We start from the raw sequence: 13,727 nt of genomic DNA, 5'->3' as shown, positions 1-13,727 counted from the left end.
AAGACGGCATACGAGATAGGAGTCCGTCTCGTGGGCTCGGAGATGTGTATAAGAGACAGCACCTGCACACCGTGAACATGGAGCTTAAGAACGAGTGCACTGCCGAAGACATCAGGAAAGTGCTTGGTTCCCAGTCACGAATCCGTTTCGTAGGGCAGGGCATATCTTCCACGGCTGAAATCATGGAAGTTGCCAGGGACATAAAGCGCCCCAGAAACGATATGTGGGAAAACTGCGTCTGGACTGATTCCGTCACCATGCACGAAGGGGAACTCTACTTCTTCCAGGCTATCCATCAGGAATCCATTGTGGTCCCTGAAAACGTGGATGCTATCCGCGCAATGATGGAGCTTGAGAGCGACGGCGCAAAATCAATCCAGAAAACAAATAAAGCCCTTGGGCTCTGAGCCTTCCCGAGGCTCTTGATTTCCGGGACTCAGGGTATCTGATACACTTTCTGACGAAAATTCTAATGAAATTTCTGACGAATTTCCTGAGTCCTGATTTACGAAACCTCAGTTCCAGGTACCCGAAAACCTGGTATGTGGAACCTGGAACCCTGAGATAAGAAGGATCCGACCCTTAATGACTTCAGATTCAAACTTTTTAAAATTGTGCCGGGAGGCTTTCAAGGCTGCATACGATGCAACCTGTGACCTTGTGGGCACTGATTCGGCAAGCAGCTTCGTATGTATGGGAGCTGACGGGACGCCGACTACCGGTATAGATCTTGCAGCAGAGGATGCCATTATCGAGGTGTTTAAGGCGGACGGCAGGTCCATGAGGATACTCAGTGAAGAACTTGGTGAACTTGTAATCGGGAAGTCTCCTGAGTTTTCTGTTGTGCTTGACCCCCTCGACGGGACATATAATGCTTCTGCAGGAATTCCTTTCTACAGCGTTTCAATAGCTTTTGCCTCTCACGACCTCTTAGACCTCAGGTTCGGGTATGTGAGCAACCTTGCCCTCAAGGAAGAGTATTATGCAGAAGCCGGAAAGGGCGCATATCTGAATGGGAATAAAATCAAACCCTCCGCGAATTCGGACCTGAATAAACTCTGTGTCAGTGTATACGGCTACAGGCAAAACGTGGAAAGGACCAGAAAGATATACAGCAATGTCCGTCGCGTGAGGTTGTTCGGGAGCGTGGCGCTTGAACTGTGTTATGTAGCCTCAGGCAGGCTTGATGCCTTTGTGGATGTCCGAAAGGCTCTGCGTGTAACAGATGTGGCAGCAGGTCAGCTTATCCTTGAAGAAGCCGGTGGGCTTGTTACGGACGGATACGGAAAGACTTTAAGACTTCCTGATAATGTTACTGCCAGAGTGGAGATGGTCGCGTCCAACGGACACGTACATAAAAAACTTTTAAGCTTACTCGCAGAGGGATAATTTGGCAATTAAAAAAATAGGGCTCGCATCGCGCTGTGATAGTCCTGAAGTACTTGAGATGGTAAGGAATATTATCTCGAACTTCCAGTCGAAGGTGCAGATCTATGTTTCCACTGCCACAGCCGATGTCCTGAGAATTGAGGGGACTCCTGTCGAAAGAATGAGGGACGAGGGAGTCGAACTTATCATAACTGTGGGAGGCGATGGGACAGTCCTGCGGAACATTGCCAAAATGAAAGACCCTCTTCCCATAATGGGAATTAATATGGGCACTCTCGGTTTCCTTGTAGATGTGGAGCCTGAAGATGCAATTGAGGCCATAGAGGAAGTTCTCTATGGTTTTTCGTATCTCGAAAGGATGCGGGTAGACGTTTTCCTTAATGGGGAGATGCTTGAAACAGCCACTAACGAGGTCGCTGTAATGTCTGCAAAACCCGCAAAGATTATTCAGTTTGAAGTCCACATTAATGACTGCCGGCTTGATGATATTCGCGCGGATGGTGTGGTTTTTGCAACCCCCACAGGCTCAACAGCCTATGCAATGAGCGCCGGAGGCCCTATCGTAAACCCGAGGGTAAATGCAATCGTGGTAGTCCCTGTTGCTCCTTTCAAGCTATCGTCAAGACCCTGGGTTATCCCTTCGGACAGCGAGATTACAGTAAAATTGTCAGACCCTAAAAAAGAGGCTGTAATTGCAATTGACGGGCAGAAGTCTTACAGGATCAGGGCTGATGATGTTGTCAAACTGAAGAAATCAAAATTCCCTGCGCGTTTTGTAAGGATTTCAGATACCTGCTTTTACGAGAGGGTTCAGCGGAAACTTTCCTGAAAAGCCTTCTTTCAGGTTTGACTTCTCATTAACTTTAATTTGTCTTATGGCCACAATTTTTTTAGAACCTTTTTCCTTAAAATCCGGGTTTTACATCTGATATTCCCTGAAATTTATTCCCTGACACTTTCAGCTCTCAGGTTAAAGAACTGAAAGCGTCTTTTTTACCCCGAATATGGGAACGTTGGTCTCGGAAACTCTTTTCCTCCAAGGAAAACATTTATACATGTGTAGGTAAAGCTAATGCTTAATTCTACTAAATATTAGATTTTTTGACTTTTAATGGCGTTTTAGCCTCGTACTTTCTTATCCAGGCCTTTGAATTATTTTTCAGGGCAGTTGATACAAATATCATTAAAAATAATCATAAATTCCTCAAAATGATAAAAATCACGGGAAACAATAACCATGTCAGAGAGCGAGCAGTACTCCAGAAATACACTTATGGACTTCGTCGAATATCGCCCCCTTGATATCGAAATCTGCGACGTGACTCTGCGCGATGGGGAACAGACCCCTGGCGTTGTGTTCACGAAAGAACAGAAGCTGGCAATGGCGAATGAGCTTGATTCCATGGGTATTGAGGTTATAGAAGCCGGATTTCCGGTAGTTTCCGCATACGAAAAGGAAATCGTAAAGGAAATTGCAAGCCAGGGCTTTAATTCAAGGATCTGCTGTCTCTCAAGAGCAGTAAAAGGGGATGTTGACGCTGCCCTTGAATGTGACGTCGATATCGTGAGCATTTTCATTGCAATGTCCGACATGCACCTCAAATACAAATACCACAGGAGTTTTGAGGAAATGCTCGGCTGTGCCAAGGAAGCCATTGAATATGCAACTGACCACGGTTTAAAAGTGCGTTTTGCAGCCGAAGATGCAAGCCGTACTCCGGTTGACCGTCTCAAGCAGGCTTTCAAGGAAGTTGAAAGCGAGTACAAAGTGCAGTATGTAAGCCTCGCAGATACCATTGGCATCCTGAACCCGATCACAACCCACTACCTTGTGAGTGAGATCTTTAAGTCCGTAAACACTTCAATCTGCATCCACTGCCACGATGATCTCGGAATGGCTACCGCTAACACCCTTGTAGCCGCCGAAGCCGGAGCAAAGCAGCTCCATACAACAGTCAATGCAATAGGAGAACGGGCAGGAAACGCCTCCCTTGAAGAAGTGATGGTAGCTCTCAGAGTACAGTACGGGATCGACCGCTATGATACAACAAAGCTGACTGCACTTTCCAGAATGGTCTCGGAATACTCAGGCATTACACCCTCGGTAAACAAAGCCGTTGTCGGACATAATGCCTTTACCCACGAATCCGGAATCCACGTCGCTGCAATCCTTGAAGAGCCGAGGACCTACGAACTCTTCCTCCCTGAGATGGTTGGCGGAAAGCGTAACCTTGTTGTAGGAAAGCACACGGGCACAAAAGCCTTGAAAGGAATCCTCAATAGCATCGGTTTCTGCCTCGAACGGGACGAACTCTGTGCCCTGATCGAAAAAGTTAAGGTCTGCACCGAAGAAAAGCGTAAAAGCATCTCGCGGGAGCAGCTTGAAAAGCTAATCAGTCAGGTCAGGCAGGAACAGAAAACAAGTAAACCTGAAGGGGAAGAGAAGATTTCGATCTGAAGTGTATTACTCTATATGAAGTGTATTACAGATCTTTCTAACCCGTACAACCTTTTCGCTGTACTGTGTCGTTTTTGTCACACTCGATGCAGGACAGCAGACTTAAAAACAATATGAAGAAGAGAAAAGGCAAGTAGTAATCTAAATTTGCTTTTTACTGTATTTTCAAACTTCTTCTTTCTTACTTCTACTCTTTTCTTCCTTTTGAGAAGGGCCGCCAGACAAGCTGGCGGAGGAGCTTATTTTTACCTGGATTTAAATACAGGTTCGGGGTTAAGAAAAAGTATCATTTCAGATCGTGATCTGTTTATAAATGTTATCCAGGATCCCGACCTGCGGTTGGCTTAATATTGTTTTTGTCTTAACCTGACAGGCCGGCTCCAGACCACTGCAACGCGAAGAGAAACTGAAAAATTCTGTCTCGGGCTCTGGAGTATATTTATCAATATATACACAAATCAATCAGAGAGTACTAAAAAACGGAAGCTGACATCTGATATTAGAATTAGGGATAATTGGATTAAAGAAATGGGTTGGTCAGATATCAAAGTTAACTTTTAATACCTCACACTGTGGCATATTTTTAATTTGCACGCCCTCCAGTGTTCCCGTTACCTCCAAGCTATCAAATTCATTTGAACCGCAGAGCACGTCCTGATTCGGGTGCGTGCCAGGTGTGATATTGCAGTTCAGCACGGTCTTTTTACCAGCCGAAACTACGATTGGAAGCCTTGGTGATGCAGGATGTTTCTTTGGAAGAACTATTAATGGGGACCTGATTTCCCGAATCATGAAGAGAACGCATTTAAGACCTTTTTCAGTTTTCTCATCCACCGAAAACGCAGAAGCAACAATCAGGTCATGAGGTTCCAGTCCGAGTACAATTTCTTCGTTTTCAGTTTCCAGAAAGTACTGCCCATGCGGACCTGCTTTCACAATAGCCACTATTCCTGCCGTGCCGCGCAGGAGAAGCATTTCACTTTCCTTCAGTGAAATGTCTTTAGAAGAAGTCGGTTTTTCCATGTTAAAAATAAGTATCTAAAAAATCCAGTTGATAATCAGGACTCTGCTACATTTGCAGACTGGCAGGAAGGACACTTCACATTCTTGCCAATACCTTTGAATTTATTCCCACAGTCCTTGCATGCATACTGTTTAAACGGCAATTTCCCTTCCATATCGATATCAAACGAATCTCCAACACTACACATATTATTACCTCATTGTTTTATCAAGGGGCTTACTATAATGATATAACCCACATATTATTACTCATACTTATACAATTAATATCTTTCTATGTCTATCTCCGGGCAATTTCTGACCGCAGTAAACGAGTCCATGCAAATCAGTCCTTGCTTATGCCCTCAAGAAATTTTTCAGGCAATATCGATCTTTTTGACTTTGAAAAATAAAAAAATTAAGAAATGTAGGTGGAGCTCCACTCCGGCCTTTCCGGCGGGTTTGCCTCCAGCATTTCTCTCCATTTTTCATCGGTCAGGCGGTCGGACATTGGCTGTTTGAATTCATAATAGCTCATAACGGGTCCGGCTCCTACAAGGATTCTGCCATCCGGAAGCTTATATGCCACTACGACCATATCCACGTATCCCACTCCTTCTTCCAGTACAGCTCCCGTGTTCCCGTCGGTATGGACATCAGCCACAACTGTTGTTTTTCTGGCTTTATCGTCAACTTCAGCTACGACTCCTTCAAGCTGGTCCCCGAAATTCTTGATGAACTCGTAGTCTTCTGCTGTCAGTTCCTCGTTTTCGAGTTCCTTTTCCGAAATTGCCTGAAGCCTGGAAAGGATGCTCTCAAGCTCGGTAAGCCTTACTTTTGAAACAGGATCAAGCACACCCATTTCATTCAGTCCCTGGTTTGTCATCTTCGTTAAGGCAAGCAGCCTGGCGTAAAAGTCAGGGACTGGCTCTACATAGCCTACAAACGGTTTTTCTTCTGGAGGCATCGGCATTGCGGACCCCTCAAGTATTGTATAACTTTGCTTGGCATAGAGGATAGTGTCGTGCCTGAGTTCGGCCCAGGAAGCCAGCGAGGTACTCAGTTCCTTGTCCTTCCAGGCATCGGTCTGCATGAAGGTCGGGTATCCTTCCCCATAGTCCTTCAGGAGAGGCTGGAGGGAATAGAGCCAGGACCAGTAGAGGTTCCTGTTCCACTCGGCTGCGCTGAAGTTCGAAAACTCCGAGTCCAGTTCCCCGTACCGGACACTGTAATTTTCGTAGCTGGAATCATTCAGTTCGTCGAGCCAGTAAACCGCCCTTTCCGAACCAAGGAGAGCCATTGCATCAAGCCCGCGCGGGAAGCCGCGGATAGGCCTTCCGGATCCTGAAATTACGAAAGTGAAGGGCTCTTCCCTCTCTCCCTGATATTCGCCTGTATAGGCTCCGACCAGGTTTGAGAACATGTAAGAGTCCGGGATGAAGCGCTGCCCCATGAAACGGAAGCCTGTGGTATTTTCAAGGCATTCGTCAGCCTGCTCCGGGGTGAAGGGCGGCTCCAGGACACAGTTTCCTGTGCCTCCGTAGATCTTCGGGCCCTGATTTTCGGCAAGTACAGTCTTTAACTCCTCTACCGCTGTTTCGTTAAATTCCCTCTCCTCATTGCCAAAAACCGAGTCCATAGCCTCCATATATTCGTAAGGCCCCAGGTCATCGGAAAAGCCCACATAAAAAGCCGTAACCCCGTAGATCCGATCCCAGTTTTTGAGAAGCTCAGGCTCGTTTTCGAGCTGAGAAGAAATCAGGCTTGCCTGGATGGTCTGGATGCGGGCATCTTTTGCAGGGTCTTCGGATTTAATCAGTTCATCCTTCAGGAGCATGCTCATCCTGCCGTGCCACATAAAGGCTCTGAAATAGTTTTGCAGCTTCTCGGAGCGGGTATAGTGGCCTCTTGGCACGTACTGGGAATAGTCTTCTTTGTACAGGAAAATCGGAGAGGGGGCAAAACCTCCGTGAGCTTCTATCAAAACGAGTTCGGCTTCGACCTCTTCTTTTACAAACGACGGGACCTCAAACTGATATTTTTCTGCCGAACCTGCCGGGAAAAGAGCCTCATCAACAAAGCCGTAAGGGTCTTCTGCTGCCTGTATCTGCTCAGGCTTCGGCTGGAGCAGGCTCAAAGCAACCGCAAAGTAGGCTGTGTTTCTTCTTGCGGCTTCCTTTTCCTCTCCTGAAGCACCGTTAGAAGCACTGTTATATTCTTCTACCGAGGCGTTTAGCAGGGCAAGGTCAGTCTCCCAGAGAGTATCGTAAAACTCCTTTTCCTCTATCTGGCGCAGGGTCTCATCAAACTGGATGTGGTAGAGGTGCAGAAGGGAGTCCGTAGTAATAAAAACAGGTATTTCCTCTTCTTTGAGGGTAATGTACATTGAAGTTATGTCCTCTTCTGCGGGGTTGTAAGGGTTTTCTATTACCACAAAACCATTACTTTCCAGCATTTTAAGAGCGGATTCGTTCAGAGGGATTCTGCCTGAAAAGTTTCCATAGTTGGAGATTTTATTTCTTTCCAGGGGCAACTCATAAGAAGGCGCTTTTAACTCGACATCGAGGGCTTCCAGATTATAATTTATCGGCAGGGAGGCACCCTGGCCCAGAAGCCCCGAATAAGTTACAGCCTCTGTTTTGAGTACATCTGCGGCGTAGCCGGGCGTGTCCTGCTCTGTCTCCTGGCCGGAGCAGCCAGCAAAAAAAACGAAAAGCAAAAGCATCAGGAAGATTGATACGAATTTGATTCTAAGATCCATTCTCTATACCTCAGGCAAAACCAGTAAAAAATAAGTTTAACGTAAAATTATTAAGTTTTTTGTATGTAAAAAAGATAAAACCCCTCTTTCCCTGTTATTCGTTAGGGCTCAGAGGGTCTATTCTGAAAAGTAGAATCATGAATAGTGCAGCCACAGCTCCTGAGCTCAAGAGAAGCGGATCTCTGGTTATATTAAGAAGTGTACCCGCAACAAGTAGCAAAACCCCTATTAACAGCAGAATTTGGAATTTTCTGTTCAAACTTTTTTATCCCCTTTACATCCCATTTTGAGTTTTAAAATTTTTAAATTATTTACATAAGTCATTAAAATATACCCTGATTCCCTATAACTAATTGTTTCTCTTTAGTTATTTATTTTTCCGCAAAGCATTTAATTCTTTATAAAACTTCAAACCATTTTGAAGTTATGTTTTGAAGAAAACAGGCTTATGAATCTGAATAAGAGAACAAACCTGGTTTATTGAAGTCTCTATGGAAAACCAGCTTCAAAAAAATAAGGGTGAATATTTTTGGATTCAGTGAGAAAAAAGTTGAGCCATTGTTAGAGAATAAAGTTGACTATTTTCCTGCCAAAAATAGAATAATAACTGAGTGGAAGTTAACAAAATTTTATGCAAGTGTGCGGAGGTTCAAAGCATACAATCTGGATTAAAGCCTCCAGTTTGGTCAGGTTAAAAGTTTGTTTGCCGAGTTGCACATTCCTATTTGCGCCTCGCCCGAATTGCGCCTCGGGATCACAGGAAATCGAAGATTTCCTGGGAGTTGCGATGTAATCGCAACAGTACGCGGTCCGTTTCACTCGCTTCGCTCGCTCAAGCAGACTAATTTATAGTTTATTGCAGTGAGCTTCTCTCAAGAGGACTGAATTACAAATATCTCTGATCCATACAACCGTATTCGCTCTACCGAACCGTCTTGTCACGCTTGACGCAGAATAGTGGTCTTTCCTGCAAAAAAGTAGAGAAGAGGAAAGCCAGAAGTAAAAGCGACAGGAAAAAAGCAAAAACTAGAAGAGATAGAAAATTAGATTGGAAAAGTAATTTGTGGTCAAGGGAAGGTATTACTCAGGTAAGGGGGATTTCTCTAAAAATCCCCTCTAAAATTCAGGTTCTCCTGGTAATATTATAAATTCTTGAATCTCAGGGCAGGAATTGAATTTTTACGCTGCTGTCAATTACGGTCACACTGGACTGAAGCTCTTTTTCTTTACTTTTAAGTTCTTCCTTTAAAACAGTCAATTTCTTTTCGGAAATTTCAACTTCTTCTTCAAGCATGCGGGTTCTTGCCAGCAGTTCTGCCTCCTTGTGTTCAAGGCCGGCAAGTTTTCCGGTATCTGAGCTTGCGAGTTCGGCTTTTTTTGCTTCAAACGCTTTTTGGGCTGCAATATATTCTTTTTTCTTCTCTTCAAAGCCCGAACTTGCAGATCTGACCTGTGCCAGGGTTTTCTCTTTTTTCTGAGTTTGTATGTCAAGGGCAGGATCCTCAAAAACCTTCTGAAGCTCCGGGAAAAAAGAAGGGTCAAGGTTTACAGGAGCTTCAAGGCAGATATCAAGCTGCTGCTTTACCTCTGGCTTTAAAGTATACCTGCTGCTTTCATGGAGTTTTTTTATCTTTGAGAGGTTGCCTGAAAAAGGAATGACAAGGGAGTTCAGGCCTGTTTCGGCTTTTTTGAGCCTGTCTCTGGCAATATCTAATTCTCCCTGAAGGCTCTGCAGATTTTGCCAGGCTTCTCCCTGTTTGAAATCTTCGAGAGCCTGACCGGTTCTGGCAATTTCATCTTTTAAAGTCTGGATTTTCCGTTTTTTAGATTCGATTTCCAGGTTTTCAGCCTCCATTGAGGCAGATAATTCCTGAATATCTTTCATGCCTGTAGAAGCTGCTTCAATAGCTTCCATTTCCCTTTTATGTCCCCGAATCGTTTCCCTTAGCTCATTAAGAACCTGACCCAACCTGCCAAGGCTTTCAGTAACGTCTTTTGACTCCTGAGGAAAGACAGCCCTGGTGTATCGGAAACTCTGGTTCATATGTTCAAGGCAGGTGTCCAGATTCTGCACAGCTGCTTCATGAAACCCTTTAAGAGCCCTGAAATCCGTATTCTCCAGAATTCCTAATTTATCTATGAAGACTCCGACCTGTTTTGTTACATTTTCCCGGTTGCTCTTTGCTCGTTTTACAGCCCTTATGTCAAAATCTCCCTCAACTTTTGCTTCCAGAAGTCTGGAATTGCTTTCTTTAAGCTCAGAAATCGCAACTTCAAGCTTTCTGAAAAGGCCCGAGACATCCTTTTCTATTTCAGAAGATATTTTTTGAGAACTCTCTTCCAGCAATACGGGCAGTTCATCAAAACTAACTTCACTGGAAATAATTTTCTCGTGAGAGCTTTCTTGTTTTCCGAAGAGCTTTTTGATCCACTTCAATTTAGGCCTTCCTGAATTTGATGAGTTTAATAAATATATGCAGCCAATAAATCTATAGATTAATAATTTTATACGGTTTAGAACTCGTTAGGGTTTAATACTTAAAATAATTAATAATTTAATAGGATAAATAATTTGGTAAAGTTAATTATTTGACGCAGTTATTTGGGGTATATTTCTTAAATCCCTATATGTGTTAAAAAGCGAGGGAAATAAAAAATGGGTGATGGAATAAGCAATGGAATTGATGGAATAAGCAATGGAATAATAGAACAGATGATTCCGTATACTGATATAACAGTATCCAGGCTGATTTTCGCAATAATAGTGCTGATTGGAGGATTTATTTCAGTAAAATTTCTTGTTTATATTTTCAGGAAAGGAATACAGAAAACAAAACTACCTGACCTTACGACTCAGTTTCTGGCACATTTTCTGAGCATCCTCCTGTATGTGATAGTTATCCTGGCCTTTTTGAAGAGCCTGAGCTTTGATGTGGATAGTTTTGTAGTCGGGCTTTCTGCGATAATAGGCCTGGTTCTGGGCCTGGGGATGCAGGATACCCTTACGAACTTATCAGCCGGAGTATGGGTTGCGGCAATCAGGCCTATTGACATGGGAGAGATGGTAATAGTAAACGGACAGACGGGAAAAGTAAAAGCAGTCGGGATTATGTCAACAGAACTCCTGACCCCTGACAACCAGCTTATAACAATCCCGAATAAGCTTGTCTGGGGAAGTTCCATTGTCAATATGACCCGCATGCCTACAAGACGGGCTTCCGTGGATGTGGGCATAAGCTATTCTTCAGACATTGAAATAGCTATCAAGATAGCTCTCGACCTTATGAAAGGGCACCCTCTTGTACTCCCGGACCCTGAACCGGCAGTGGTCACTACCGAACTTGCTAATTCTTCCGTAAATTTGCAGCTAAGGGCCTGGACAAAAACCGGGGACTTTGCGGCTGTAAAGAATAATCTGACTGCCGGGATCTTTGAGGCTTACAGAAGAGAAGGAATTGAAATCCCCTTCCCTCAGATGGATGTACATGTAAAAGAAATAAAAAAGGAAATAAAGGAAATTCAAGCAAAAAGCATTGGAATAAAAGCATTTGAGTAAATATAACCGGATAAAATGCAGAAAAAATGCAGTTACAGGAGTTTACCGTAAGGCAGGGCTGCTTCAGCAAAAATCCAGACAGCTCTGCCTTATTTCTTAAAATTGCCTGTCAATTGTCTGTCTTTGTTTCTCAGCAGGTTATATGGAACACTGCAGAGACTCTGCCTTCGATTTCATTCCAGCGTTCAACTGCCCAGGGAGTCGGGAAAAGCTCTATTCCACATTTTTTTCCCGTGAAAAAGTCTTCCGCTTCCTCCGAAAGTTTCACAAAACCTGTCTGCCCGGTCCCTATGATGATTTTTTCTGTCCCTTCCTCATAAATATGCTCTGCTTCTTCAAGAGATATTTTATGAGAAGTCCCGTACTTTTCTTTTGAAAGCATTTTCTCCCGGTTTTCAACCCTGCCGTCGAGGCGGATGAGAATATCGTAATCAAAAGTCTCTCCTTCTACAGTAATCGAACCAAAACTTGTGGAATCAATCTTTGGTTTCATGGCTACCTCCTGAAATTAAAACTGAAAACGAGATTTTATATTTTACAATTGTTTAGCACGCTTCATATAAATAACAGGAAGTTTGCTCCAAATACATAAACTCACATCAGTTTAGTTGAAAGGAATACAGGAATACTTATTTATATTTATTAGAAAATATTAAACAGTGACACTATAATAAAAATACAAATATGACCAGAGGTGAAAAAACGATGGGACGCCATTCGTTAGAAGATTTTATCAAAAGCACAGGAGAAAGAGCCCCTGGGCAGGGAGTTTTTGAACTGGAACGAGAACACCTGCTAGAGGTAAACCTCAACGGCATGGTATGGACAAAAATGGGCTCCATGGTCGCATACACAGGGGATATAAGGTTTATGCGGGAAGGGGGCCTTGAACACGGGCTTGGAAAGCTCGTGAAAATATCCCTTGCAGGAGAAGGTATCAGCCTCATAAAAGCAGAAGGACGGGGAAAACTCTACCTTGCGGACAAAGGGAAGAAGGTCTCGGTTCTGAAACTTGAAAACGACTCTATCTTCGTAAACTGTAACGACATCCTGGCTATTGAAAACTCTATCAACTGGGATATCAAGATGATGAGAAAGCTCTCAGGAGTAATGGACAATGAGGTTTACAACGTAAAACTTGAAGGAACCGGCATAGTTGCCATCACCACCCACCATGACCCTCTGACCTTCAGGGTAACTAAAGAACGTCCGGTCTTCACTTCCCCCAGCGTCACAGTTGCCTGGTCAGGAAACCTTGAGCCGGAAATAAAAACCGATATCTCCCTGAAAACTCTCATTGGAAAAAGCAGCGGAGAATCCGTCCAGATGGTTTTCAGAGGAGAAGGATTTGTAGTGGTCCAGCCTTATGAAGAGGTATATTTCCAGGCGCAGACCGAAAAAAGAGTTTCAAACGTAATTTACACTTAACCCAAACCAGGTCCTTTACTCCGGAAAATAAGAAAGGGCAAGGAAAAAATTGTGCCTTTTCTTCTTTTCCGTATTAATTTTCAGAAGCCAGGGCTTGAACTTCCTCGCCGCAGGTTGTCGAAAGCCTGTCCTTTTCTTTTTTTGCACATTCCATTGCATCTTCCACAGCCTCCCTGATGATATATCCGGCTTTGTGCAGGATAGTATCCCCGATCTGGGGGTCTTTGTCCATGCTTCCGGTACAGGGATAGGAGTGATGGGCTCCTGAGACGGTTTCTTTGTATCCCGAAAGATCGGTCCAGCCGAGCTTTTTTGCGACAAACCAGGTTGAGCCACATGGGGCATCCCGGATTACGCCTGCTCCGATGAACATCTTCCCATCAGGGCTCATCTCGATCCTGAGCACCGGCCTTCCGAAGCCAAGGTCCACAAAAGCATCTATGATTGGCTTTCCGGTCTTTTCAAGGGCACAGAAGGGTTTTGGAGCCTCGAATTCAACACCTGTGGCTTCGAGTTCTTTTCTGAGCTGCTCAAGGACACCGGCAGGAGTCTTCTTTGAGTCTTCAGCAGGTGCAATTACGGCTTTTGCCCCCGTTTTCTGCACGACTTCCGGAAGGGCTGCAAGGAGGTCGGGGTGGATCCCTATAGCAAGGATCAAATCACATTCCGGAAGCTTTGGAGGCAGGAACTGGGCGGGCTCTTCAATAAATGGAGGCAGGTCGTCCGGAAACTCATGGATTCCCACAATCAGGTTTGCATAAGATTTCCTTGCCTGGCGGCAGTGGTTGCAGAGCTCACCGCACGACACGCAGAAACTTGACGGATTTATAAGATTCTGGATAACTTTTTTTCCGAGTTCGCCTGAATAAAGTACAAGGATTCTCATAGGTTTGCTCCCCCTTTATCAAGGATTCCAAAGGCACTATGCAAATTCACTTTCTTTGTAAAGATTCCCCCGCCTGTTTTGTTTCTCAGAATGAAAAAATACAGAGACAAAAAATCTGCTTTTGCGGGAGTTGCTGATATGCTTTTAAAATGCAGCTCTGGAAGAAAGTACTTCAGACAGCACACACTTCTAACAGCAGATGACTTTTACCTGTTATCATCTTACTATACATTATAATTATTTGTTT

12 protein-coding genes and 1 pseudogene are annotated in these 13,727 nt (G+C 44.2%); 7 read left to right on the top strand and 6 right to left on the bottom strand.

The genetic code is table 11. The annotated features are described in order from the left end of the window. From EO95_RS12420 to EO95_RS12405, 4 genes and pseudogenes are all read left to right on the top strand, one after another. Positions 1-407: pseudogene (locus tag EO95_RS12420) on the top strand (hypothetical protein); the annotation flags it as partial. 178 nt (positions 408-585) lie between these two features. Next, positions 586-1,389 (top strand): bifunctional fructose-bisphosphatase/inositol-phosphate phosphatase, encoded by an 804-nt coding sequence (locus tag EO95_RS12415; RefSeq protein WP_048135040.1) that lies wholly within the window; start codon positions 586-588, stop codon positions 1,387-1,389. A gap of 1 nt (position 1,390) precedes the next feature. After that, positions 1,391-2,218: an NAD(+)/NADH kinase gene (locus EO95_RS12410; protein ID WP_048135038.1), complete on the top strand. Its 828-nt coding sequence runs from the start codon at positions 1,391-1,393 to the stop codon at positions 2,216-2,218. A 408-nt stretch (positions 2,219-2,626) separates the two neighbouring features. Next, complete coding sequence (locus EO95_RS12405; protein ID WP_048135036.1) at positions 2,627-3,847, top strand: homocitrate synthase family protein; 1,221 nt, start codon at positions 2,627-2,629, stop codon at positions 3,845-3,847. Positions 3,848-4,384: 537 nt separating this feature from the next. On the opposite strand, the gene EO95_RS12395 is transcribed toward EO95_RS12405, so the two are convergent. The 3 genes from EO95_RS12395 to EO95_RS12390 all read right to left on the bottom strand — a co-directional run bounded on the left by EO95_RS12395 (position 4,385) and on the right by EO95_RS12390 (position 7,610). Next, complete coding sequence (locus EO95_RS12395; RefSeq protein ID WP_048135033.1) at positions 4,385-4,870, bottom strand: hypothetical protein; 486 nt, start codon at positions 4,868-4,870, stop codon at positions 4,385-4,387. 35 nt (positions 4,871-4,905) lie between these two features. Further along, positions 4,906-5,058: a hypothetical protein gene (locus EO95_RS18065; RefSeq protein WP_200895046.1), complete on the bottom strand. Its 153-nt coding sequence runs from the start codon at positions 5,056-5,058 to the stop codon at positions 4,906-4,908. A gap of 209 nt (positions 5,059-5,267) precedes the next feature. Further along, positions 5,268-7,610, bottom strand: coding sequence for a DUF3160 domain-containing protein (locus EO95_RS12390; protein WP_048135031.1), 2,343 nt, complete (start codon positions 7,608-7,610; stop codon positions 5,268-5,270). A gap of 944 nt (positions 7,611-8,554) precedes the next feature. On the opposite strand from EO95_RS12390, the gene EO95_RS17685 reads away from it, so the two are divergent. Further along, positions 8,555-8,758 carry a hypothetical protein gene (locus EO95_RS17685; protein ID WP_156161354.1) on the top strand — a complete coding sequence of 68 codons (204 nt, stop codon included), beginning with the start codon at positions 8,555-8,557 and terminating at the stop codon, positions 8,756-8,758. 11 nt (positions 8,759-8,769) lie between these two features. Here the strand turns inward: EO95_RS17685 and EO95_RS12380 are convergent, their stop codons facing one another. Beyond that, positions 8,770-10,047 (bottom strand): hypothetical protein, encoded by a 1,278-nt coding sequence (locus EO95_RS12380; RefSeq protein WP_048135027.1) that lies wholly within the window; start codon positions 10,045-10,047, stop codon positions 8,770-8,772. A gap of 219 nt (positions 10,048-10,266) precedes the next feature. Here EO95_RS12380 and EO95_RS12375 point away from each other — a divergent pair, with 219 nt between their 5' ends. After that, complete coding sequence (locus EO95_RS12375; protein WP_048135024.1) at positions 10,267-11,166, top strand: mechanosensitive ion channel family protein; 900 nt, start codon at positions 10,267-10,269, stop codon at positions 11,164-11,166. Positions 11,167-11,296: 130 nt separating this feature from the next. On the opposite strand, the gene EO95_RS12370 is transcribed toward EO95_RS12375, so the two are convergent. Then, entirely contained in the window at positions 11,297-11,659 is a 363-nt protein-coding gene (locus tag EO95_RS12370) for an Mth938-like domain-containing protein (protein WP_048135022.1), read from the bottom strand. 212 nt (positions 11,660-11,871) lie between these two features. On the opposite strand from EO95_RS12370, the gene EO95_RS12365 reads away from it, so the two are divergent. Then, positions 11,872-12,594: an AIM24 family protein gene (locus tag EO95_RS12365; protein ID WP_048135020.1), complete on the top strand. Its 723-nt coding sequence runs from the start codon at positions 11,872-11,874 to the stop codon at positions 12,592-12,594. A 73-nt stretch (positions 12,595-12,667) separates the two neighbouring features. Here EO95_RS12365 and EO95_RS12360 read toward each other — a convergent pair whose 3' ends face one another. After that, positions 12,668-13,480, bottom strand: coding sequence for a DUF166 domain-containing protein (locus tag EO95_RS12360; RefSeq protein ID WP_048135018.1), 813 nt, complete (start codon positions 13,478-13,480; stop codon positions 12,668-12,670). Positions 13,481-13,727 lie beyond the last annotated feature (247 nt).

The sequence above is a fragment of the Methanosarcina sp. 1.H.T.1A.1 genome (assembly GCF_000979295.1).
In the GTDB taxonomy this organism is placed as follows: Archaea; Halobacteriota; Methanosarcinia; order Methanosarcinales; family Methanosarcinaceae; genus Methanosarcina.
Note: the sequence above shows the minus strand (reverse complement) of the source record. Positions and strands in the feature narration are given on the sequence as shown.

Excerpts from the sequence above, each read along its gene's own strand:
- EO95_RS12395 (WP_048135033.1), bottom strand. The coding sequence starts at position 4,870 with ATGGAAAAACCGACTTCTTCTAAAGACATTTCACTGAAGGAAAGTGAA.
- EO95_RS18065 (WP_200895046.1), bottom strand. The coding sequence starts at position 5,058 with ATGTGTAGTGTTGGAGATTCGTTTGATATCGATATGGAAGGGAAATTG.
- EO95_RS12375 (WP_048135024.1), top strand. The coding sequence starts at position 10,267 with ATGGGTGATGGAATAAGCAATGGAATTGATGGAATAAGCAATGGAATA.
- EO95_RS12365 (WP_048135020.1), top strand. The coding sequence starts at position 11,872 with ATGGGACGCCATTCGTTAGAAGATTTTATCAAAAGCACAGGAGAAAGA.
- EO95_RS12360 (WP_048135018.1), bottom strand. The coding sequence starts at position 13,480 with ATGAGAATCCTTGTACTTTATTCAGGCGAACTCGGAAAAAAAGTTATC.
- EO95_RS12390 (WP_048135031.1), bottom strand. The coding sequence starts at position 7,610 with ATGGATCTTAGAATCAAATTCGTATCAATCTTCCTGATGCTTTTGCTT.
- EO95_RS12370 (WP_048135022.1), bottom strand. The coding sequence starts at position 11,659 with ATGAAACCAAAGATTGATTCCACAAGTTTTGGTTCGATTACTGTAGAA.
- EO95_RS12415 (WP_048135040.1), top strand. The coding sequence starts at position 586 with ATGACTTCAGATTCAAACTTTTTAAAATTGTGCCGGGAGGCTTTCAAG.
- EO95_RS12405 (WP_048135036.1), top strand. The coding sequence starts at position 2,627 with ATGTCAGAGAGCGAGCAGTACTCCAGAAATACACTTATGGACTTCGTC.